Origin of the sequence: Streptomyces sp. NPDC048659, assembly GCF_040650575.1 — a bacterium.
Lineage (GTDB): Bacteria > Actinomycetota > Actinomycetes > Streptomycetales > Streptomycetaceae > Streptomyces.
Genome location: NZ_JBEZHM010000010.1, coordinates 160,926 through 183,288 on the forward strand (window position 1 = coordinate 160,926; position 22,363 = coordinate 183,288).

The following is a 22,363-nucleotide window of genomic DNA, read 5'->3' on the forward strand; positions in this document are numbered from 1 at the left end:
CCTGCGAGCGGCGGCCGGACGGGTGTCCGCATGTCACAGGATGAGCCGGCGGCGCACCATTCGGGCGTACGAGCACGTTGCGGGTGATGGAGCGGTGGCCCGGCGACCCCGGAGTCCGGCCGAGGCTGGGGAGACTCCTCAGTTGAGGATCTCCCCCCGCTCGTCCGCACGGATCGCGGCGAGCCGCTCACGCCAGAGCCGCAGCGCGTCCGGGGTCAGTCGCGTCCAGTCGTGGACCTCGGCCACGATGCGGAGCGGCTCCCGGCTGCGGTAGGAGCGGGTGGGATTGCCGGGGAACTTCTTGTCGGTGACATTCGGGTCGTTCTCGAACTCCCCGGTCGGCTCGACCAGGTACACGCGCGGCTCGCCGTCCCCGGCGGCGAGCTCGGCCGCGAGTCCGGCGCCGTCGCGGAGCGCCGTGAAGTAGATGTGGTTCATCACGATCTCCGGCCGGTAGTTGGATCGGAACCCCGCCGTGAGCAGGTCTCCGATCCGCAGGTCGGCCTTCGTGCCGTGGAAGAAGGGCCCCGGGTCCAGCGTCTCGGTCATGCCCCTCAGCCTACGATCCCGGACCGGGGCGCCCCGGCGGGGGCCGCGGGACGACGACACACCGGACGTGGAGCCGGGCGTCCGCACGGGGTGTCGCTCACCGACAGTCCGCCGGTGGGGCACGAAGCGTGTGCCCGCACCCGCGGAGTGTCGTCTGCCTCGCCCCGGGCGGGAGTCCGGTCCGTGACCGGTCTAGAAGAACCCGACCGCCTTCGGGGAATAGCTGCTGAGAATGTTCTTCGTCTGCTGGTAGTGGTCCAGCATCATCTTGTGGTTCTCGCGGCCCACGCCCGACTGCTTGTACCCGCCGAAGGCCGCGTGGGCCGGGTAGGCGTGGTAGCAGTTCAGCCAGACGCGGCCCGCCTGGACGGCGCGGCCCGCGCGGTAGCCCGTGTTGGCGTCGCGGGTCCAGACACCCGCGCCCAGGCCGTACAGGGTGTCGTTGGCCGTGCGGATCGCGTCGTCGAAGTCGGTGAACGACGTGACGGCGACGACCGGGCCGAAGATCTCCTCCTGGAAGATCCGCATGTGGTTGTCGCCCTCGAAGATGGTCGGCTGGACGTAGTAGCCGCCGGCCAAGTCGCCTCCGTGTTCCACGCGCTGACCGCCCGTCAGGATCTTCGCGCCCTCCTGCTGGCCGATCTCCAGGTACGAGAGGATCTTCTTCAGCTGGTCCTCCGACGCCTGTGCGCCGATCATCGTCGCCGGGTCCAGCGGGTGGCCCGGGACGATCAGTTCGGTGCGGGCGATCGCCGCCTCCAGGAACTCGCGGTAGTGGCCGCCCTGGATCAGCGCGCGCGACGGGCAGGTGCAGACCTCGCCCTGGTTGAGCGCGAACATCGTGAAGCCTTCGAGCGCCTTGTCGCGGAAGTCGTCGTCCGCCGCCCACACGTCGTCGAAGAAGATGTTCGGCGACTTGCCGCCCAGCTCCAGCGTCACCGGCTTCAGGTTCTCGGCGGCGTACCCCATGATCAGCCGGCCCGTCGACGTCTCGCCCGTGAACGCGATCTTCGCGACGCGAGGGGAGGACGCCAGCGGCTTGCCCGCCTCCTCGCCGAAGCCGTTGACGATGTTCACCACACCCGGCGGCAGCAGGTCCGCCACCAGGCTCATCCAGAAGTGCACCGAGACCGGGGTCTGTTCGGCCGGCTTCAGGACGACCGCGTTGCCCGCCGCGAGCGCGGGCGCCAGCTTCCACACCGCCATCAGGATCGGGAAGTTCCACGGGATGATCTGCGCGACCACCCCCAGCGGCTCGTGGTAGTGGTACGCCACGGTGTCCTCGTCGATCTCGCTCAGCGCGCCCTCCTGCGCGCGCAGCGCCCCCGCGAAGTAGCGGAAGTGGTCGATGGCGAGCGGGATGTCGGCGGCCAGCGTCTCCCGTACCGGCTTGCCGTTCTCCCAGCTCTCGGCGACCGCCAGCGCCTCCAGGTTCGCCTCCATCCGGTCCGCGATCCGCAGCAGCACCTGCGCGCGCTCCGCCGGGGCCGTCCGGCCCCAGCCCGGCGCCGCCGCGTGCGCCGCGTCCAGCGCCCGCTCCACGTCCTCGGCCGTTCCCCGGGCGACCTCGGCGAACGGCCGGCCGTCCACCGGGCTCGGGTTCTCGAAGTACCCCCCGCGCGCCGGGGCGACGTACTCACCGCCGATCCAGTGGTCGTAGCGGGGCTCGTACGACATGATCGAACCCTCGGTGCCGGGTGCGGCGTAACGCGTCATGGCTCTGGCCTCTCCTCGTACCGCGCCGGCCGTCCCGGGCCGGCTCTGCTCAGCGCCGAGTCTGCGCCGCCCGACGTTGCAAGCCCGTTGCGCCCGCGCCCAGTTCGGCGTCCAGCGCGGTCAGCCGCGCCCGTACGGCCGGAGCCTGCGCCGCCGGCACGGCCGCCGCCAGCGCCCGCCACACCGCGAGGTCGTCCTCGCCCCAGGCGCTGTACGCCCAGTCGGCCAGCAGTCCCGGATCGGCCCGGTCCACCAGCGCCGCCCGCAGCCGCCCCGCCAGCCGCTCCCGCAGCCGCACCACCCCCGGCGCCCGCGAGCCCGGCAGCAGCGGCCCCGCGTACTCCCCGATCGCCGTCGCCAGCGCCCCCGACACAAGCCGCCGGTCCACCGTCAGGAAGTCCGCGTCGACCTCCCCGGTCAGCCGGTACGGGCGCGAGGCCAGCAGCTCCGGACCCAGCAGGCCCCGCAGCCGGGACAGCTCCGCCCGCAGCGTCACCGGCGTGACCGCCCCGTCCTCGTACAGCAGCGTCAGCAGCTCGTCGCCGCCCACCCCCTCCGGCCGGTGCGCCAGCACCGCCAGGATCTCGCTGTGCCGCCGGCTCAGCCGCAGCCGCCGCCCGCCGGTCCGGAGCAGCGCCTCGTCGCGGCCCAGCGCCGACAGCCGTGGCCGGGCGGCGGCCGGGGCGGGCGCCAGCAGCGCCAGCTGCGACTCCGCCGCCCGCGCCACCGCCTGCACGAACGCCAGGCTGTGCGGATGCGCGAGACCCGCCCCGCCCGTGATGTCCACCGCGCCGAGGAGGCGCCCGTCGCGCGGGTCGTGCACCGGCGCCGCCGCACACGTCCACGCCTGCGCCGGGCGCTGGAAGTGCTCCGCCGCGCACACCTGCACCGGCCGGTCCATCGCGAGCGCCGTGCCCGGCGCGTTCGTCCCCGCCGCCGTCTCCGACCAGCGCGCCCCCGGCACGAAGTTCATCCGCCCCGCGCTGCGCAGCGTCCCCGGATGCCCCTCCACCCACAGCATCCGCCCCGCCGCGTCGCACACCGCGATCAGATGCTCGCCGTCCCGCGCGTACGTCCCCATCAGCTCCCGGATCACCGGCATCACCGCCGCCAGCGGATGCTCCTCGCGGTGCCCCGCCAGCTCGTCCTCGTCCAGCTCGACCCGAGCCCCGCCGTCCGGGCTCACCCGCGCCCGCACCGAGCGCCGCCAGGACTCCGCGACCAGCGGGCGCACCGGCGGCACCCCGAGCGGGCCGCCGGCCGTGAACGCCTCGTACGCCCGCCGCACCGCACCGGCCCCGCCCGCACCTTCCGCCGCGCCTGTCGCAGCCGTACCGCCCGTCGTGCCCGTCCAGCCCGTCCCGCCCGCCGCGCCCGTCGCGGCGGTCAACGGTTCGTTCAACTCGGCCTCCCCGGCGCGGTCGTTCGCCTCGTGGAGGCCATCGTCGTGCGCGCGCGAGGCGCCGACAAGCGTCTTGGCGGACGTGCATATGCCCCCTGTCCGGTACCCGCCGGTGCCCGTCCCGGGCGCCCGTCAGGTACCCGTCAGGAGGACCGTCACGTACAGTGGTCCCGGGCCGTGACTGGCGCTGGAGGTGGATCACCACCGGGGAGCGGCCCGGCGGACGCGCTCATCACGCGGCCGTGCCGTCGTCGCGCGCCTGGGCATCCACCGGTCATCGTCGACGCCCAGGAGTGGCCCATGTCCACCAGCACCGCCCGCCTCATGGACGGCACCGCCCTCGCCCGCCGCACGGTCGAGGAGACCGCCGTCCGCGCCGCCGAGATCACCCGCCGCACCGGCACCACCCCCTGCCTCGCGACCGTCCTCGTCGGCGCCGACCCGGCCTCCGTCACGTACGTCAAGATGAAGCAGAACCGCTGCGCGAAGGCCGGAATCCGCTCCAAGCACGTCGAGCTGCCCGCCGCCACGACCACCGAGGAACTCGTCGCCGCGATCACCGCGCTCTCCGAGGACCCCGAGGTCCACGGCATCCTGCTCCAGCACCCCGTCGGCCCGCACATCGACGAGCGCGCCGCCTTCGAGGCCATCGCCCCGGAGAAGGACGTCGACGGCGTCACCATGGCCTCCTTCGCCGCCATGGGCTTCGGCCTGCCCGGCTTCGTCTCCTGCACCCCCGGCGGCATCATGCGCCTGCTCGACGCGTACGACGTGGAGCTCAGCGGCAAGCGGGCCGTCGTCGTCGGCCGCAGCGCCATCCTCGGCAAGCCGGCCGGACTGCTCCTCCTCGGCCGCGACGCCACCGTCACCTACTGCCACTCCCGCACCACCGACCTCTCCGCCGCCGTCCGCGAGGCCGACATCCTCGTCGCCGCCGTCGGCAAGCCCGCCTTCATCAAGGGCGAGGACATCAAGCCGGGCGCCGTCGTCATCGACGCCGGTTACAACCCGGGCAACGTCGGCGACGTCGACTTCGCGAGCGCCGCCGAGCGGGCCTCCCTCATCACCCCCGTCCCCGGCGGCGTCGGCCCGATGACCATCGCCGTCCTGCTCGCCCAGACCGTCGAGGGGGCCGAGCGCCAGCTCGGACTGTGACCCGCCCGGACCGTGGCCAACCCGCCCGGGATGTCCCTTCCGTGCTCCTCCGCCCGTGATCGGGGTCTCGCCCCAGCAGCGGGATTGTCACGGTTCTGTACGAGCGGTGCCCAAGTCACGGATATCGCTCGCCACATGGGCGACGCCGGGTGAACCTGTTCCCTATGCTCCACCCGCCGACGGCATCCCCGTCCCGCGGCGCCCGGCCCCCTCGGCGGCCGGGCGCCGGCGCCCTGCTGGTCCTGGCGCTGGCCGCGGTCCTGTTCCTCTCGGTCGCCCTCACCGCCCGCGGCGGCTCCGACGCGCGCCCGCCGCGCGCCACCGGCCCCACGCGCGCCGCGGCGGGCACCGCGCCGCCCCCGGACGCGGGACCCGCCGGAGGCCGGTCCGACACGCCGTACGACACGCCCGGCCGGGGGCCCTCCACGCGCGGCGCGAGCCCCTCGCAGCGGCCCTCCCGCACCCCGGAACCGACCCGGGCGCCGAAACCGCGCCAGATCCGCACCGCCCCCGCCGCGCCCGCCGTCACGCCCACGGCCCCGGCCACCGCCAGCAGGACGCCGCAGCCGGACACGCACCGCACGGCCGCGCCCACGGGCACCCCGTACGACCGGCTGCACACCGGCGCCTGCTTCGACATCGACCGCGACGCGCCCGGCACCGTCGTCCGCCGCGCCTGCGACACGCCGCACGACGCCGAGGTCGTCGCCCGGCTGCGGCTCACCGGCCGGTACGCCGACGACCGGGCCGTCCGGGACGCCGCCGCCGAGCTGTGCCGGGCGCTGCTCCGCCGCAAGGCCGCCGACCAGCCGCTCGGCACCCGCTGGACGACCTTCGTCCAGTACCCGTACCGCACCAGTTATCTGCTCGGCGACGACGCCGTGGTCTGCAGCCTCGCCGCCCCCTCCGACACGGGGCGCCGGCTCACCGCGCCCCTTCAGTGACGGCGGGGCGCGCCGGGGACGGGCTGACCGCGCCGCCGGGGTGACGGCGCGCCCGGCCCACTCGGGCCGGGGCCCGTCAGGGCGCCGGAGGCGCCGTCGCCGCAGCCGTCACCGTCGCGAGCGCGGCCGCCGGGTCGTGCTCCGCCGGGCCGGCCGGTGTCCAGTGGCCGCTCTCCTCGCGGTACGGCCACCAGCGGCCGTCCGCGCCGAGCCGGAGCTGGGCGCCCGTGCCGTCGACGGTCCAGCGCGCCGCCCCCGCCGGTCGCAGCACCGGCCGCTCGCCCTCCTCCCACGCCTCCGCCAGCCGGGTCCGCGCCCGCACCAGCGCCTCGGGCGTCGGCTCCGTCTCCTCCTCCAGTACCGCGAGCGCCGCCGCGCCGCCGAACCGCCAGGCCCGTACGGCCCGTTCGAGCCCGCCCCGGTCCCGGTCCGAGCCCTCGGCGAGCCGTACCGCGATCCACGCCACCGGCGCGCCCGCGGCGAGCCGCACCGCGTCCTGCGACGGCGACAGCGGCGTGTCGTCGAGCGTGCCCGCGAGCATCCGCCGCGCCCGGTCCGCCGCGTCCGCCGCCAGGAACTCCAGCGCCGCCGGGTCGACCCCGGGCCCCGGCCCGGTCTCGGTGTCCAGCGACGGCGGCTCGCCCGGCGCCGCGAACGGCACCGGTGGGGCGGGCAGCGGCGGCAGGATCGCGCCCGCCGCGAACGCCTCCGCCGCCGACACGCCACCCGACGCGCCGCCCGGCACCCCGGGAGCACCCGACACGCCCGACCCGCCCGACACGCCGGGGACGCCCGACCGGCCCGCCGCGGCCGAGTCGGCGGACTCGTCAGGCTGGCAGGACCCGTGAGTCCCACCCGCCCCGCCCGCGCCCTCCTCCGGCGCCGCCGCGCCCGCGGCCCGCGCCGCGCTGCGCTCCTGGAGCGCGTCCAGCAGCTCCCGCTCCCCGCGCCCCCGCATCAGCAGCAACACGAACGGGTCCTCGTCGAGCAGCCGCGCCACCTGGTAGCACAGCGCCGCCGTGTGCGGGCAGTGGTCCCAGGCGCCGCAGCCGCACTCCGGCTCCAAGTCGCCGATGCCCGGCAGCAGTTCGAGCCCGTTCGCCGCCGCGTCCTCCACCAGGTGCGGCGGCAGCTCCCGGTCCAGGAGCGCCGCGATGTGCCCCGCGCTGTCCACCGCCAGGTCGAGCAGCCGGTCCCACTTCGCCGCCGACAGTTCCTGGAGCAGCACGTCGGCGCGGTACGCCATGCCGTCGGGGTCCCGCACCACGGCCGTCAGCCGGCCCGGCCGCACCGACACCGCGCCGACCGCCCCGGCCCGCGCGTGCCGCCGCCCCTGCTTCAGCTGCTGCCCGTCGAGCGCCGTGTCCTCCAGCGCCCGCAGCCACTCCCGGCCCCACCAGGTCCGGGCGAACACCGAGCCCCGCACCGGCGGCAGCGCCGCGAACGTCCGCTCGTCAACGGACTCGTCCCGGGACTCGTCCCCGTACCCGTCCCCGTACTCGCTCATCGTCCGTCCTCCCCGCGCAGCCGTACCAGCTCGGCCAGCTCCCCGTCGGTCAGTTCCGTCAGCGCCGCCTCGCCGCCGCCCAGCACGGCGTCGGCCAGTTCGCGCTTGCGCTCCAGCATGTCCGCGATCCGGTCCTCGATCGTCCCCTCGGCGATCAGCCGGTGCACCTGCACCGGCTGGGTCTGCCCGATCCGGTACGCGCGGTCCGTGGCCTGCGCCTCCACCGCCGGGTTCCACCAGCGGTCGTAGTGCACGACGTGCCCGGCCCGGGTCAGGTTGAGGCCCGTGCCCGCCGCCTTCAGCGACAGCAGGAACACCGGCACCTCGCCGTCCTGGAACCGCGCGACCATCGCCTCCCGCTCGGCCACCGGCGTGCCGCCGTGCAGGAACATGGTGGCCACGCCGCGCCCGGCCAGGTGCGCCTCCAGCAGCCGCGCCATCCGCACGTACTGCGTGAAGACGAGGACGCCGGAGCCCTCCGCCAGGATCGTGTCCAGGAGCTCGTCGAGCAGTTCCAGCTTGCCCGAGCGGCCCTCCACCCGCGGGTCCTCCTCCTTGAGGTACTGCGCCGGGTGGTTGCAGATCTGCTTGAGCTCGGTCAGCAGCTTGACCACCAGGCCGCGCCGCTCCATGCCGTCGGCCTCGGCGATCGCGGCCAGCGTCTCGCGCACGACGGCCTCGTAGAGACCCGCCTGCTCCTTCGTCAGGGCCACCGCCCGGTCGGTCTCCGTCTTCGGCGGCAGCTCGGGCGCGATCCCCGGGTCGGACTTGCGGCGCCGCAGCAGGAACGGGCGCACCAGCGCGGCGAGCCGTTCCGCCGCCGCCGGATCGCGCCGGCCCTCGACGGCCGCGGCGTACCGGGAGCGGAACGCGCCGAGGCCGCCGAGCAGTCCCGGTGTCGTCCAGTCGAGGATCGCCCACAGCTCGGAGAGGTTGTTCTCCACCGGCGTGCCCGAGAGCGCCACCCGCGCCCGGCCGGGGACCGTCCGCAGCGCGCGGGCGGTGGCCGAGTACGGGTTCTTCACGTGCTGGGCCTCGTCGGCGACGACCAGGCCCCAGGAACGCCCGGCGAGCCGCGGCGCGTCGAGCCGCATCGTGCCGTACGTGGTGAGGACGAACTCGCCGTCGGCGAGCCCCTCCAGCTCGCGCGCCGGACCGTGGAAGCGGCGCACCGGCGTGCCGGGCGCGAACTTCTCGATCTCGCGCTGCCAGTTGCCCATCAGCGAGGTCGGGCACACCACGAGGGTGGGCCCGGCGGTCTCCGGGGCGGTCTGCCGGTGCAGGTGGAGGGCGATCAGCGTGATCGTCTTGCCCAGCCCCATGTCGTCGGCGAGACAGCCGCCGAGCCCGAGCGAGGTCATCCGGTCGAGCCAGCCCAGGCCGCGCAACTGGTAGTCGCGCAGGGTCGCGGCCAGCGCGGCGGGCTGCGCGAGCTCCTGCCCCCCGCCCTCCTGTCCGCCGCCCTCCGGGTCGGCGAGCCGGGCCCGCAGCCGGGCCACCCAGCCGGTCGCCTCGACCTCGACCTGACGGCCCCCGATCTCGGCGGTACCGGTGAGGACGGCGCCCAGCGCGTCGACGGGCGTCAGCTTCCGGTCCTGGTAGCCGCGGGCGCGCCGCAGCTCTTCGGGGTCCACCAGGACCCACTGGTCGCGGAGCCGCACCAGCGGCCGGCCGGCCTCGGCGATCCGGTCGAGCTCCGCGCGGGTGAGCTCCTCGTCGCCCACCGCGAAGCGCCAGTCGAAGGAGAGCAGGGCGTCGGCCGACAGGAACGAGGGCATTCCGTCCCCCCGGTCCCGCCCGCTCCGATCGCCCTTCCTGTCCGTGCCGACGGCTTCCTCGCGTCCGTCGGGCGACGCGCCGGGCGGTCCGATGACCGCGCGGGCGGTCAGCCGGTGCGCGAGCTCGCGCGGCCAGTGGACGCGGACCCCGGTCGCCGCGAGGGCGCGCGCGGCGGGCCCGAGCAGCTCGGTGACCTCCTCGTCGGCGAGCTCGACTGTGTCGGGCACGGCCGCCGAGAGCAGCGGGGACAGCGCGGGCCAGGCGCGCGCGGCCCGCCGCAGCGCGAGGAGCGCGTCCATCCGGGCCCGGGGCCCGAACGACCCGCCCGCCGGGGAGGTCCCGGCCCACACCTCGGCCGCGTCGGCGACGAGGGACGGATCGGCGACGGCGTGCATCTGCAGGACGGCGCGGAAGGACGGGCCGGGAGAGCCCCCGCCGATCCCGTCGAGCCCACTGCCGCCGCCGACGCCCCCGATGCCGTCGACGTCCCCTCCGACACCGACGAGTTCAAGGCGCAGCGACAGCCGTACGCCCGCGTCGTGACCGGCCGCCACGTCCGCGGCCCAGCCGCGGAGTTCGGGCAGTTCACGCGGCGCCCGCCGCTCGTCGGCGGCGAAGGCGGGACCGCCCGCGGCCAGCGGCGCGGCCGGGGTGCGCGGCAGCACGTCGGCGACGGCGTCGGCGAACGCCCGCAGCAGCCCCTCCTGTTCGGGGAGGAACAGCGACTCTCCAGCGTCCGACTCCGACTCCGACTCCGATTCCGACTCCGACTCCGATTCCGATTCCGCCTCCGACACCGAGCCTTCGGCCCCGGCGGCGAGCGGTACGGCGTGGGCGGCGGGCGGCATGGAGGCGGCGAGGTCGCGCAGCGCGGCCAGCTCCTCGGGGCCGAGCGGCCCGACCCGCCACGCGTCGTGGTCCCCTGCCGTCAGCCCCGGCAGCAGCAGCCCACGGGCGACCAGGTCGAGGGAGAACAGGGCCGCCGCGCCCCAGAAGGCGCTCGCGGGGGAGGCGTCGTCGGCGGACCGAGCCCGTGCGAGAACCGGCAGGGCCTCCCGTACGGGAAGGAGCAGCGCGGGCACGGTCCGCGGCAGCACGTCGTCACCGACGACGGTCAGCTCCGTGCCGGCGCCGGCCGGCGGGGTGAACTCCGGTGCCCAGAAGGCGACCCGGCCGGCCCGCGGCGGATCGGCGGGCAGGAAGACGGCGGAACAGCGTCCGAGCTCGGGAGAAGGGACGGGAAGACCGGATGTCGAAGGGGACGGAGAAGACGGAGACGAGGACGACGGCGACAGCGACAACGCATTCCTCAAATTTGACTACTTAAGGTCGAGCGGCCGAGGGTACCTGAATCCGCCCCCGCATGCGCCCCTTCGGCCTGTGATCCCGATCACTCCGAACCTCGGGGGTGGGGAAGGCCCCACCCCCCGCCCCAGGGGCGCCCCCCGAGCGTGCCCGGGTGGTGCCGTCATGGCCCGGCACCACCGCCGATCCATACGTTTCCCTCAGTCGCCGCGACTCGCGCGGCGCCCCCCTCCCACGGACTCCGGAGCCCGCCATGCCCCAGGCCACCGCGACGCTCGCCGCTCCCGCAGCGGCACCCGAACCGCGCCCCGCCCGCCGCCACGGCAAGGGCGGCGGCAGCGAGTTCGCCCCCCTGCTCCGTACCGTCAAGGAGCAGGGGCTCCTGGAGCGCCGCCCCGGCTGGTACGCCCGCGGCATCCTCGTCAACCTCCTCGGCATCGCCGCCGTCGTCGCCGGCCTCGTGCTCATCGGCTCGTCCTGGTGGGCCCTGTTCCTCGCGCTGCCGCTCGCCGTGCTCTCCGCGCGTGTCGCCTTCGTCGGCCACGACGCCGGACACGCCCAGATCACCGACCGGCGCGGGCTCGGCAGGGCGATCCAACTCGTCCACGCCAACCTGCTGTTGGGCATGAGTCGAGAGTGGTGGAACGACAAGCACAACCGCCACCACGCGAACCCGAACCACCTCGACAAGGACCCCGACGTCGCCGCCGACATCCTCGTCTTCGCCGCCCACCAGACCGGCGGGCGCGCCGGACTGCGCGGCTGGCTCACCCGCCACCAGGCGTGGCTCTTCTTCCCGCTGACCACCCTGGAGGGCATCGCGCTGAAGGTGTACGGGGTCCAGGCGCTGCTCGCCGAGGACGGCCCCTGCCGCAACCGCCGCGAGCGGCTCGTCGAGGGCGGACTGCTCCTCGCCCACTTCGTCGGCTACGCGGCCCTGCTCCTGACGCTGCTGACCCCGCTCCAGGCCCTCGTCTTCGCCCTCGTCCACCAGATGCTGCTCGGCGTGCACCTGGGCATGGCCTTCGCCCCCAACCACAAGGGGATGGAGATGCCCGACGCCCACCCGGACGGCGACTCGTGGGGCCACCTGCGCCGCCAGGTGCTGACCTCCCGCAACATCCGGGGCGGGGCGCTCACCGACTGGTTCCTCGGCGGCCTCAACTACCAGGTCGAGCACCACCTCTTCCCGAGCATGCCGCGCCCGCACCTGCGCCTCGCCCAGGGGGCGGTGCGCGCCCACTGCGCGGCGCTCGGCATCCCGTACACGGAGACCGGCTTCGTCGACTCGTACCGGCAGGCTCTCGGCCACCTCCACGAGGTGGGAGCACCCCTCCGGGCCGGGGGCGGCGTCGCATAGGGTCGGGGCGCACGACAACAGGGCAGAGGGGAGCTCCAGGTCATGGGCGGTACGAGCGGTACGAGCGATACGAGTGGCGTGAGCGGCATGAGTGGCGCGGGTGGCAGTGGGGAAGCCGTGGTCACCGCGGTCAGCAGCAACGGGGTCTACTCGTTCACCAAGCCCAACCGGGAGAGCATCACGCTCCTCGCCGGTCTGGGGGTGGAGGGCGACGTGCACGCGGGCGTCACCGTGAAGCACCGCTCGCGGGTGGCCAAGGACCCGACCGTGCCCAATCTGCGCCAGGTGCACCTGATCCACGCGGAGCTCTTCGAAGACGTGGCGCCGGCCGGCTTCGACGTGGCGCCGGGCGCCCTGGGGGAGAACGTCACCACCCGGGGGCTCGATCTGCTCGGCCTGCCGACCGGCACCCGGCTGCACCTGGGCGCCGAGGCGGTCGTGGAGGTCACCGGACTGCGCAATCCGTGCGCGCAGATCGACAACTACCGGCACGGGCTGCTGAAGCAGGTCCTCGGCCGGGACGAGGAGGGCCGGATCGTGCGCAAGGCGGGGATCATGTCGGTCGTCCTGGTAGGCGGCGAGGTGCGGCCCGGCGACGCGATCCGCGTGGAGTTGCCCGCGGAGCCGCACCGGCCCCTGGAAAAGGTCTGATCGGCGCCGGTTTCCCGGATGGCCGGATTCCGACCGGTTCGGGTGAACCACAGGCTACGGGCTGGTAACTTGCGCGAGTTGATCAAGGCCGAGGGCGTCGCGGAGCGGCGCCCTCCGGCCTGTGCCACTCCCCACATCGCAAGGAACCACATTGGTCCGCACCACCGCCCCCACCGTTCGTACGGCGGCCCTCGCCCTGTCTTTCGCCCTGCTGCCGGTCGTCCCGGCAGTGGCGGCGGAGTCCCCGGCCCCCGCCGCCACCCCGCGCCTCGACGCCGTCGAGCGGGTGCTGCGGGAGGTCTCCCCGGGGCTTGAGGGCTCCGTATGGGAGCGCACCTCCGGCAACCGTCTGGGCGCCTCCACCCCCGGCGGCTCCGACTGGCTGCTCCAGACGCCCGGTTGCTGGGGCGACCCGTCCTGCGCCGACCGGCCGGGCTCCCGGCGCCTGCTGGAGAAGGTGCGCGAGGACATCGCGGGCGCCCGGCAGAGCGTCGACATATCCACCCTGGCCCCGTTCCCGAACGGCGGTTTCCAGGACGCCGTCGTGGCGGGCCTGAAGGACGCGGTACGGAAGGGCAACCGGCTCCAGGTGCGGATCCTGGTCGGCGCCGCGCCCGTCTACCACGCCAACGTGATCCCCTCCTCGTACCGCGACGAGCTGGTGACCAGGCTCGGCGCGGACGCCGCGAGCGTCACCCTCAACGTCGCCTCGATGACGACCTCCAAGACCGGTTTCTCCTGGAACCACTCGAAACTGGTCGTCGTGGACGGCGAGTCGGTCATCACCGGCGGCATCAACAGCTGGAAGGACGACTACCTCGACACCGCCCACCCGGTGAACGACGTCGACCTCGCCCTGTCCGGCCCGGCGGCGGGCTCGGCCGGCCGCTATCTCGACACCCTGTGGGACTGGACCTGCCGCAACAAGGGCAGTTGGAGCAGCGTCTGGTTCGCCTCCTCCAACGGCGCGGGCTGCCTGCCCACCCTGCCCCGCACCGCCGCCCCGGCACGGGCGGGCGACGTGCCCGCGATCGCGGTGGGCGGCCTCGGCGTCGGGATCCGGCAGAGCGACCCGAGCTCGCCGTTCGCGCCCGTGCTGCCCGACGCCTCCGCCGCCAAGTGCGGCCTGACGGGGCGCGACCACACCAACGCCGACCGGGACTACGACACGGTCAACCCGGAGGAGAGCGCCCTGCGCGCGCTGGTGGCGAGCGCGAGCGAGCACGTCGAGATCTCGCAGCAGGACCTGAACGCCTTCTGCCCGCTGCTGCCCCGCTACGACATCCGGCTGTACGACACCCTCGCCGCCAAGCTGGCCGCGGGGGTGAAGGTCCGCATCGTCGTCAGCGATCCGGCCAACCGAGGCGCCGTCGGCAGCGGCGGCTACTCCCAGATCACGTCCCTGAACGAGGTCAGCGACATCCTGCGCAGCCGCCTCAAGGCGCTGACCGGCGACGACGGCAGGGCCAGGACGGCGATGTGCCGGAACCTCCAGTTGGCGTCCTTCCGCGCCTCCGACCGGCCGACCTGGGCCGACGGCAAGCCGTACGCACAGCACCACAAGCTGGTCTCGGTCGACGACGCGGCCTTCTACATCGGCTCGAAGAACCTCTACCCGTCCTGGCTCCAGGACTTCGGCTACGTGATCGAGAGCCCCGCCGCCGCCCGTCAGCTCGCGGACGGCCTGCTGGCCCCGCAGTGGACGTACTCGCGGGCCACCGCCACGTACGACTACGCGCGCGGCGTCTGCCAGGCGTGACGTCGCGACCGGGGGCGTAGGGAGGCGGCCTCGGCCCAGGGGGGGGGTTGGCCGAGGCCGCCACGGGTGTTCCGCGGGGATCCACGAGCCTGAACCTCACCCGGCCGCGCGGCGAGGAGGTGCTACGCGGCGGGTGGCTGATCCGACGAGGACATGGGGTCGTCCTCCCTGGCTCCCGAGGGATCCGGAACACCGGAAAGTCAGTAAATATATTTACTGTCGAGTACGCAAGGGTATGAAAAGTTTCATGCGGCTCGGCGGGTTTGCCCGGACACCGCTCTAAAGGAAGAAGCCGTGCTGGTCGGCGGCCTGCTCGTACTGTTCGAGCCGGGCCTGGGTGCGCTCCGGGTCGGCGTCCGCCATCGCCTGGAGCAGCGCGGCCGAGAGCATCCCCGGCGCCGCGTACGAGTCGAAGACCAGCCGCGACCCGGTGCCCGCCGTCAGCACCACGTCGGCCTCCTCCACCAGCGGGCCGACCGTGGGGTCGGTGATCAGCACCACGCGCAGCCCCGCGGCGCGCGCGGCCCGCAGCGCGGCCAGGCTCTCGTGCGCGTGCCGCGGCATCGCGAAGGCCAGCACGCACGTGCCGCCGGCCGCCCGCGCCTGGAGCAGCGCGTCGTACGCCACGCTGCCGCCGCGCGTCACCAGCCGCACGTCGGGGTGGATGCGGCGCGCCGCGTACGCGAAGTACTCCGCGAGCGACGCCGAGATCCGCAGCCCCAGCACGGTCAGCGGCACCGAACCCGCCAGCTCGCGGCCGATCTCCAGGACCTGGTGGGTGTCGGCGAGGAGGCGGCGGACGCTCTCCAGGTTCTCGATCTCGGCGTCGACGGCCGCCTGGAGCCCGTTCTGCCGGAGCTGCTCGCGCGGGTCGGCGGGGCCGGGGGTGCCCGGGGTGCCGGCCACCGCGCTCAGCGCGATGGGCTGGAGCACGTCACGCAGCGCGGGATAGCCGCTGAAGCCGAGGGAGACCGCGAACCGGGTCACGGAGGGCTGGCTCACCCCGACCCGCTCGGCGAGCTCGGTGATGGAGAGGAACGCGGCCTCGGTCAGGTGGTCGACGAGGTACTGGGCGATCCGGCGCTGACCGGGGGAGAGGCGACGCCCGTCGAAGAGCGCCAGCAGCCGCTCGGCGGGCGGCCGCTCCTGGTCCGGCGGGGTGGACCCGGGCGTGATCGCGGCCGCCTGCGCACGTGCCTGCTGCCCCGATGACACCGGCGGCCTCCCTCTCGCGTCGCTCGGGTTCCAACATAGCCCACGCCCCGACGGCGGATGATCATCACGGCGTACGGGGCGGAGCGGGCCCTGCGGGGCGGGGCGGGCGAGCCGCTACCGGGCCGCGACGCGCGCGGGGGCCCCGGCGGCGGGGTCCGGCACAGCCCCCGTGACGGTGGCCGTCGCGGAGCCCGCCACGCGGTCCGTCACGGAACACGAGTTGACCGGGTCGCCCCCGGCCGGCCGCGCGATCACGTGGTCGGCGGGCGGGGTCGCGCCCCGCTCGACCCAGCGGGTCAGCGCGGTGAAGGCCGAGCGGTAGCAGGGCAGGATCGGCCGCAGCCTGTCCGGATAGCTGTCGTAGAGGCCGTCCGTGTGGGTGCCGTCGCGCACCGTGTAGAAGCGGTGCAGCGCGCCCCGGCCCCGGTCGTCGATCATCCGCGCGTACACCGCCGAGTCGGTGGCGAGCGGCAGCAGCGTGTCCAGGTCGCCGTGCAGGGTGATCAGCGGCTTGCCGATCCGGCCGGTCAGCGCCACCTTGGCGACCGCGCGGCGCACCGAGGCGGGCCGGGACAGGTAGTCGTACGAGGCGTCGGAGGCGCACGGGGCGAGGATCTCCGGGACGGTCGTCCCGGCCGTCGCGCCGGGGCACTTCGGGTCGTACGAGGGGTCGAACTCGGCCCGGAACATCTTCTGCGTCAGCCCCCAGTACGCCTTCTCGTGGTACGGCCACAGAAAGCGCGAGCCCGGCGCGAAGCCGGCCCGGAGCAGGTCGTCGTCCGTGGCCGTGCCGAAGGTGCGGGCCACGGTGACCGGGAGGCTGGTGAGGAGGTTGGGGCCGCGGGTGGTCCAGAGCACGCCCTCCCAGTCGACGCCGCCGTCGTACAGCTCGGGCCGGTTCTCCAGCTGCCAGCGGGTCAGGTAGCCGCCGTTGGAGATGCCCGTCATGTACGTGCGGCGCGGCACCTGGCCGTAGCGCTGCCGGACCGCCCGCTTCGCGGCCCGCGTCAGCTCGGTGACCCGGCGGTTCCACTCGGCGACCGCGTCGCCCGGCTCCCGCCCGTCGGTGAAGAAGTCCGCGCCCGTGTTGCCCTTGTCGGTCGACGCGTAGGCGAAGCCCTGGGCCAGGACCTGGTCGGAGACCAGCGTGTCCGTGGAGTACTGGCGCCGGGTCCCGGGCGCGCCGGTGACGACCAGGCCGCCGTTCCAGCGGTCGGGCAGCCGGATCACGAACTGCGCGTCGTGCGCCCAGCCGTGGGTCGCGTTCGACCGCGAGTCGTCGGGGAAGTAGCCGTCGATCTGCACCCCCGGGACACCGGACGGGTTGCGCGTCCCCTTCGCCGAGAGCCCCGCTTGGTCCGCCAGGTCGGTGTACGGCGTGCCCGCGAGGCCCGCGGTCGTCAGATCGGCCAGACACTCCGACTCCTGCCGCTCCGCCCCCGGCACGTCCAGCCGGTCCTGCCGGGCGCAGTGCCCGGGGACCTCCGCCCCGGCGGGGGCCGCGGGGCCGAGGACGGTCACCCCGGCCAGGAGTGCGGCGAGCAGCGGAACGCCTCGGATCGGGCGCATGACGGGCCTCCGGTGGGACGACGGTACGGGGGGCGCCCGGCCGCCGGTGCGGCGCCGGGGCGCGCCTCCGGTGCGTCGGCGTACACCTCGGCGCGCCGCCACATCCTGCGCGGCGCGCCGATCGCCCGGCCATGGGCCCGCGCCACACCTCGGCCCCCGCCGCCATGTGGCTCCGGGGCCGGGCGGCGGCTAGGCGGGCCGGACCGCCATCGCGTCCAGCGCCTCCAGCAGCGCGGGCAGCTTGGGGCCCGAGGTCACCGGGAGCACCTCGTTCGGTTCGGTGTCGAGGAGGACGAAGGCCATGTCGCCGGTCCGCGCGACCAGCGACCAGCCGGGGCCGTCGGCCCGCAGCGTCCGCGCGCCGCCCCCGGCGAAGCTGGACCGGACCCGCCCGACGGGCGGCGCCTGCTCCAGGTAGGAGCCGAGCTCGACGAGCGCCCGGCGCACGCCGAGGTGGGGCCCGCCGGAGCCGGACCCCGGTCCGGCTCCGGTGTCGCTGCCCCCGTCCCCATCCTCGCCCCCGATTCCTTCCATCCGTCCCCGCCACTCCTCCCACTGGAGGGCCACCATGTCCGCGCCGAGCCGCCGCTGGGCGGGTCCCCACCCCGTCTCGTCCGGCGGGGCGAGCGTCGCCGGGGAGCCCTCCTCCGGTGCGGGGTCGTGGGGTGCCGGGACCCCCGGCGCGGCCGTGGCGACCGGGAGCGGCCAGCCGGGCAGCGCCGAGACGACCGAGTCCTCGCCGGGGGAGAGGTCGTACGGCACCCCGATGTCCCAGGTGGAGATGGCCACCGCGACGAGCGAGACGTCGTCCACGATCACCGTCCACCGGGCGCCGGCGCCGTCCTGCCCGAAGACGAGCCCGTACCCCTCCGCGTACGGTTCGAGGCCGAAGGAAGCGCAGGCGGCCGGGTAGTCGTCGCCGAGCACGGTCGGGAACGACGCCGGTGTGAGCAGCGCCGCCGTCAGCACGAACAGCGCGTCGTCGTCGCCGTCGGCCGCGCCGGGCACCACGGATTCCGGACCGCCCACGGCAGCCTCCCCATCTGGTCGTCTCAGGTCGTCGCTGGTCGTCGGCGCACCCTAACCAGTGAGTAACCTGCGCGTCGAGAGGCACGGCGCCGCGGCCCCGCGGGACTGCCGTCCCGGCGGGGCCGCGGGAGCGGGGCGGGGGTCAGCCGCGCTCGAAGACGGCCGTCAGGGTGTGGCTCTCCTCCTCGAAGAGCACGGCCGTCTCGCCCTTCGAGCGGTCCTCGTCGCCGCCGTACGGCTCCCCGTCGAGCAGCCAGTCCTTGAAGACGAAGCCGGGGGCCGGGGTCGCGGTGGCCGTGACCGTGTCGCCGTCCGAGTAGGGGCCTTCCTGGGACAGTTCGACGGTGCCGCGGCCCTGCTCGATCACCGTGAGCTTGTGCCGCCTCTGCTCGAACAGCGCGGTGAGCCGCATGTCGTCCGCGCCGACGTCGACCCCGATGACGTCCTCGTCACCCGCGTTCGAGCCGTCGAGCACCCAGCCCGCGAAGTCCCAGCCGGGCGCCGGGACGGCCTCGTAGAGCAGGTCGACGCCCTCCAGTTCGGCCCGCTTGGCCGGGGCCTTCTTCACCGTGCCGCTGCCGGAGCTCTTGGTGGTGACCTTGGAGGTGGGTGCCGTGCCCTTCTTGAACTCGGCGACCAGGGTGTGGTCCCCGGCCGGCGCGCGGAACCCGGTGGCGCCGCCCTTGGCGGCCTTGCCGTCGAGCTTCCAGCCGGAGAAGACGTACCCCTTGTTCGCCGCCGCGTTGTACGTGGAGCTGGTGCCCTGCGGGTACGGGCCGGGGGTGCCGGCCGTGACCGTGCCGGCGCCCTTGGGCGCGACCGAGGCGGTCACCGCGCACAGCGCGTCGGAGGTCTTGGCCGCGCGGTAGGCGGCGACGGCCTTGCCGGTGCGGCTCAGCACGTCGGTGCTGTCGGCCGAGTCGGGCTTGCCGATCGGGACGCCGAGCGGCAGACCGCGGTAGGACTGCTTGGGGTTGCTGAAGCGGTTGATCCGGGTGCACGGTCCCTTGGTGGCCTTGCGGCAGCTCGACTCGTACGCCATCACGGAGGACCACTCGCCCTTCGGCGGGAAGTAGCCGGTGGCGCCGTTCTCGGGCTGGACCGGCTGGGTCACCCGGTCGTGGTCCGCGCTCAGGTTGTGCCCGATCTCGTGGCCCATCGAGAAGCGGGGGATGGCGCTCTGGCCGACCACCGAGTAGCCCCAGGCGGCGGTGGAGGGGCCGGGGTTGGGCGGCGTGTAGCCGAGGCCGCCGGCCGCGCGGCCCGCCGCGATGACGGACACCAGGTCGGCGCCGTACTGGTCGCGCAGCTGCGGCAGGTTGTCGGCCACGCCGTCGTTCGCCGTGGCGACGGCGGAGAGCAGCGAGCCGGTGACGCCGTCCTGGGCGGCGGACACGCTGGCCAGCGCGGTGCCGACGAGCCGCACCCGGGTCCTCACCCCGCTCTCGGCGAACGCCTCGTTGGTGAGCGCGATGCCCCGCGCGGCGGCGGCCCTGATCTGCGCGTCCCCGCCCGCCTCGGTGCGCGCGCCGGGGGTGTAGCCGACGAGGACGTCGACCAGGGCGTAGCCCTTGCCGCCCTTGCAGGCGGCGGCCGCGCGGGCGGCCTCCCCGGAGGAGAGGACCGCGCCCGCGAGCGCCGTGGCCTGGGCGGGCCGCGCGCCGGTCACGGGCCGGGTGGCGGGCGGGAGGGGGACGACGGGCTCGTCCTCGTCGGTGAGCGGGGTGGTCTGGGTGATCAGCACCCGCCCCTTGGCCAGCGGCTCCACCGCGTACAGGTCGCCGCCCAGCATGAACTGGGCGCTGAGGACCTCGTTCCCCGGCCGCCGGTCGCAGCCGCCCTCCAGGGTGAGGACCACGTCCTGGTCGGTGGTGCCGGAGACGGTGCCGTGCCAGACGAGGATCGAGCCGACGGTGCTCCGCTTGGTCTCGACCGCCTGCACGGTCAGGCCGTCGAAGAGCGGGAAGGTCACCTTCTGCCCGTAGGCGCTGCCGCAGACCGGGGCGAGCGCGGCCGGGATCACCCGGGCGACCCGGTGGCGCACGTAGTCCGCGCCGAAGTCCTCGCCCGCGTCGGCGTCCTCGGGGGTGGTGCCGGTGCGCGCCCCGCCCCGAGGGGCGGCGTGGTCGTGGTCGGACGGGCCGCGCTCGAACACGCCCCCGGCGACGGCCGCCCGGACCTCCCGGTCCCGCGCCGCGGCCGGACCGTCCTGTTCCGCCCCGTCCGAGGGAGGTGCGAAGCCGGTGATCGCGGTGGCCCCGAGCACCATCGCCCCGAGTGCCGCGCCGCCCGTCCATCTGTTGCGGGCCATCTGTCGCCTTCCTGCCGTCCTGTGGCCCGGCCGTCGTGCCGGCCGGGCCCGTGCTGTCGGATCGTCAGATGGCTTCCTCACGGCATTAGTACGATCACCGGATCGCCCGCACAGTCACTCCGTCAGTCACTCCGTACGGCGTACCGCGAGCGCCAGGTAGCGGGTGTCCTCGTCCACGTAGCTCGTCAGGTCCCAGCCCGAATCGGCCAGTACCGTACGGAGGTTGGGCTCGGCCCGCAGATCGTCCGGGGTGATCCGGCGGCCGTGCCGGGCGGCGAGGGCGGCGCGGCCGATCGGGTGGAAGAGCGCGAGCCGCCCGCCGGGCCGTACCACCCGGGCCAGCTCCCGCAGATCGCCCACCGGATCGGCGAGGTGCGAGATCAGCCCCGCCCCGAACACGGCGTCGAGCGCGCCGGACCGCAGCGGCAGCCGGGCCACGTCCGCGAGGAGCAGCGCGGCGGCCTCCCCGCGGCCGGCCCGTACCGCCTCGTCGAGCATCTCGGGCGTCAGGTCCGCGCCGAGCACGCTGCCCGTCGGCCCGACCGCGGCCCGCAGCGGCGGCAGCGCGCGGCCGGTGCCGCAGCCCGCGTCGAGGACCGCGTCGCCCGCGCGCAGTCCCAGCTCGGCCACGGCCGCCGCGTAGGCGGGCCCGTCGTCGGGGAACCGGGAGTCCCAGTCGGCGGCGCGGACGCCGAAGAACTCTCGTACCTGTGTGGGGTCATCGCTCATGTGCTCCATGATCGCGGATCGGGTCCTCACCCACAGGTGTGAGGTTCCGACTCGGACGAGTGAACGTTCTGTGTGCACGTTCGAGTCGGCCGTGATCGTTCGGGAACATCTCTCTGTCATATTCCATCAGCTTTCGAAATGCGCCCCTGATGCGCCCCCGGGGGCGCACTAGCGTCCCTGAGTCATGGGACACCTGGACCACGCCACCTACGGCTGGCTGACACCCGCGCTGTCGTACGCGATGGCCTGCATCGGCGCCGCCCTCGGCCTGCGCTGCACCGTACGCGCCCTCGACGCGACCGGCCGCTCCCGGCGCAACTGGCTGCTCACCGCCGCCTCCGCCCTCGGCACCGGCATCTGGACGATGCACTTCGTCGCCATGCTCGGCTTCGGCGTGACCGGCACGGACATCCGCTACGACGTCCCGCTCACCCTGCTCAGCCTGCTCGTCGCCATGCTCGTCGTCGGCACCGGCGTCTTCGCCGTCGGCTACGGCCGTGACAGCCGCCGCTCGCTCCTCATCGGCGGCCTCACCACCGGCCTCGGCGTGGCGAGCATGCACTACATGGGCATGGCGGCCCTCCGGCTGCACGGCCGGGTCCACTACGACCCGCTGCTCGTCGCCCTCTCCGTCGTCATCGCGGTCGTCGCCGCCACGGCGGCCCTGTGGGCGGCCCTGCACATCCACGCGCCCGCGGCCGTGGCCCTCGCCTCCCTCGTCATGGGCGCGGCGGTCAGCAGCATGCACTACACCGGCATGACCGCCGTCAGCGTCGAGGTCACCCCCTCCGCCGCGCCCCTCCCCGGCGCCTCCGTCATGCAGTTCATCTTCCCGCTCGCCGTCGGCCTCGGCTCCTACCTCTTCATCACCTCCGCCTTCGTCGCCCTCTCCCCCACGGCCGGCGAGCGCGCCGCCTACGCCTCCGCGGGCCGCCTCACCGAACCCGACGACCGCGCGGTCGACGTCGCACCCCCCGGCTTCCGCCCCGAGCCCCCGGCCGCCCGCCCCAGCGCGCCGCCGCGCACCTATCCGTCGGGCCCGGTGGACGACGCCCCGGCCGGTCCGCGCCAGGTGACCGCCTGAGCGGCGCCCCTCCGGAAACCAGGTGCGCGGTCGCCCGCGCCGTAAGCCCCGAGCACCAGGCGGACCGCCCCTTACCGGGCGGCCGTGAACCAAGGAACGAGGAGGCCATGCGAACTCCCCGCAGGACACCGGACACCGCGAGCCCGCCCCTGTCCGGCCCGCCTGGCCCGCCTGGCCTGTCCGATCGGTCTGGCCCGTCCGCCGCCACGGCTCGCGGGCGCCGCGCGCACGCCGGCCGACCCGCCGACGAGCCCGGGCGCGGCGAGGCCGGACGCGACGCGGCCGGAGGCGGCGAGACG

Annotated in this window: 16 protein-coding genes and 1 riboswitch; of the genes, 6 read left to right on the top strand and 10 right to left on the bottom strand. The window is 74.9% G+C overall.

Annotation, left to right across the window (positions count from 1 at the left end; genetic code table 11):
- Positions 1–138 precede the first annotated feature (138 nt).
- The 3 genes from arr to AB0C99_RS11105 all read right to left on the bottom strand — a co-directional run bounded on the left by arr (position 139) and on the right by AB0C99_RS11105 (position 3,553).
- Positions 139–549: an NAD(+)--rifampin ADP-ribosyltransferase gene (gene arr, locus AB0C99_RS11095; protein ID WP_362472674.1), complete on the bottom strand. Its 411-nt coding sequence runs from the start codon at positions 547–549 to the stop codon at positions 139–141.
- Between the two features lie 192 nt (positions 550–741).
- A complete protein-coding gene (locus AB0C99_RS11100; protein WP_362472677.1) occupies positions 742–2,265 on the bottom strand; it encodes an aldehyde dehydrogenase family protein in 1,524 nt (507 codons plus the stop codon).
- A 49-nt stretch (positions 2,266–2,314) separates the two neighbouring features.
- On the bottom strand, positions 2,315–3,553 hold the full coding sequence (locus AB0C99_RS11105) for a GAF domain-containing protein (RefSeq protein ID WP_362472747.1): 1,239 nt from the start codon (positions 3,551–3,553) through the stop codon (positions 2,315–2,317).
- Positions 3,554–3,834: 281 nt separating this feature from the next.
- Positions 3,835–3,939, top strand: a riboswitch (ZMP/ZTP riboswitch).
- 28 nt (positions 3,940–3,967) lie between these two features.
- On the opposite strand from AB0C99_RS11105, the gene AB0C99_RS11110 reads away from it, so the two are divergent.
- Positions 3,968–4,822, top strand: a complete 855-nt coding sequence (locus tag AB0C99_RS11110; protein ID WP_362472680.1) for a bifunctional 5,10-methylenetetrahydrofolate dehydrogenase/5,10-methenyltetrahydrofolate cyclohydrolase — start codon at positions 3,968–3,970, stop codon at positions 4,820–4,822.
- Positions 4,823–4,986: 164 nt separating this feature from the next.
- Positions 4,987–5,766, top strand: coding sequence for a hypothetical protein (locus AB0C99_RS11115; RefSeq protein WP_362472683.1), 780 nt, complete (start codon positions 4,987–4,989; stop codon positions 5,764–5,766).
- Positions 5,767–5,842: 76 nt separating this feature from the next.
- Here AB0C99_RS11115 and AB0C99_RS11120 read toward each other — a convergent pair whose 3' ends face one another.
- Positions 5,843–7,273 (bottom strand): SWF or SNF family helicase, encoded by a 1,431-nt coding sequence (locus AB0C99_RS11120; protein ID WP_362472686.1) that lies wholly within the window; start codon positions 7,271–7,273, stop codon positions 5,843–5,845.
- Positions 7,270–10,251, bottom strand: coding sequence for a DEAD/DEAH box helicase (locus AB0C99_RS11125; RefSeq protein ID WP_362472750.1), 2,982 nt, complete (start codon positions 10,249–10,251; stop codon positions 7,270–7,272). Before AB0C99_RS11125 ends, AB0C99_RS11120 begins: the two co-directional genes overlap by 4 nt.
- A 359-nt stretch (positions 10,252–10,610) precedes the next feature.
- On the opposite strand from AB0C99_RS11125, the gene AB0C99_RS11130 reads away from it, so the two are divergent.
- The 3 genes from AB0C99_RS11130 (at position 10,611) to AB0C99_RS11140 (ending at position 14,127) form a co-directional block, all read left to right on the top strand.
- Positions 10,611–11,717 carry an acyl-CoA desaturase gene (locus AB0C99_RS11130; protein ID WP_362472689.1) on the top strand — a complete coding sequence of 369 codons (1,107 nt, stop codon included), beginning with the start codon at positions 10,611–10,613 and terminating at the stop codon, positions 11,715–11,717.
- 117 nt (positions 11,718–11,834) lie between these two features.
- Positions 11,835–12,368: an MOSC domain-containing protein gene (locus AB0C99_RS11135; protein WP_362472692.1), complete on the top strand. Its 534-nt coding sequence runs from the start codon at positions 11,835–11,837 to the stop codon at positions 12,366–12,368.
- 151 nt (positions 12,369–12,519) lie between these two features.
- The gene (locus AB0C99_RS11140) at positions 12,520–14,127 is read left to right on the top strand and encodes a phospholipase (protein ID WP_362472695.1); all 1,608 of its coding nucleotides are present in this window, start codon (positions 12,520–12,522) and stop codon (positions 14,125–14,127) included.
- A gap of 279 nt (positions 14,128–14,406) precedes the next feature.
- Here the strand turns inward: AB0C99_RS11140 and AB0C99_RS11145 are convergent, their stop codons facing one another.
- From AB0C99_RS11145 to AB0C99_RS11165, 5 genes are all read right to left on the bottom strand, one after another.
- Positions 14,407–15,342, bottom strand: a complete 936-nt coding sequence (locus AB0C99_RS11145) for a MurR/RpiR family transcriptional regulator (protein ID WP_362472698.1) — start codon at positions 15,340–15,342, stop codon at positions 14,407–14,409.
- Positions 15,343–15,456: 114 nt separating this feature from the next.
- A complete protein-coding gene (locus tag AB0C99_RS11150) occupies positions 15,457–16,911 on the bottom strand; it encodes a tannase/feruloyl esterase family alpha/beta hydrolase (RefSeq protein ID WP_362472701.1) in 1,455 nt (484 codons plus the stop codon).
- 189 nt (positions 16,912–17,100) lie between these two features.
- On the bottom strand, positions 17,101–17,940 hold the full coding sequence (locus tag AB0C99_RS11155; RefSeq protein ID WP_362472704.1) for a hypothetical protein: 840 nt from the start codon (positions 17,938–17,940) through the stop codon (positions 17,101–17,103).
- A gap of 142 nt (positions 17,941–18,082) precedes the next feature.
- Positions 18,083–20,251, bottom strand: a complete 2,169-nt coding sequence (locus AB0C99_RS11160) for a reprolysin-like metallopeptidase (RefSeq protein ID WP_362472707.1) — start codon at positions 20,249–20,251, stop codon at positions 18,083–18,085.
- Between the two features lie 126 nt (positions 20,252–20,377).
- Positions 20,378–20,980, bottom strand: a complete 603-nt coding sequence (locus AB0C99_RS11165; RefSeq protein ID WP_362472710.1) for a methyltransferase domain-containing protein — start codon at positions 20,978–20,980, stop codon at positions 20,378–20,380.
- A 184-nt stretch (positions 20,981–21,164) separates the two neighbouring features.
- Between AB0C99_RS11165 and AB0C99_RS11170 the strand changes: the two genes are divergently transcribed.
- Positions 21,165–22,064 carry an MHYT domain-containing protein gene (locus tag AB0C99_RS11170; RefSeq protein WP_362472713.1) on the top strand — a complete coding sequence of 300 codons (900 nt, stop codon included), beginning with the start codon at positions 21,165–21,167 and terminating at the stop codon, positions 22,062–22,064.
- Positions 22,065–22,363 lie beyond the last annotated feature (299 nt).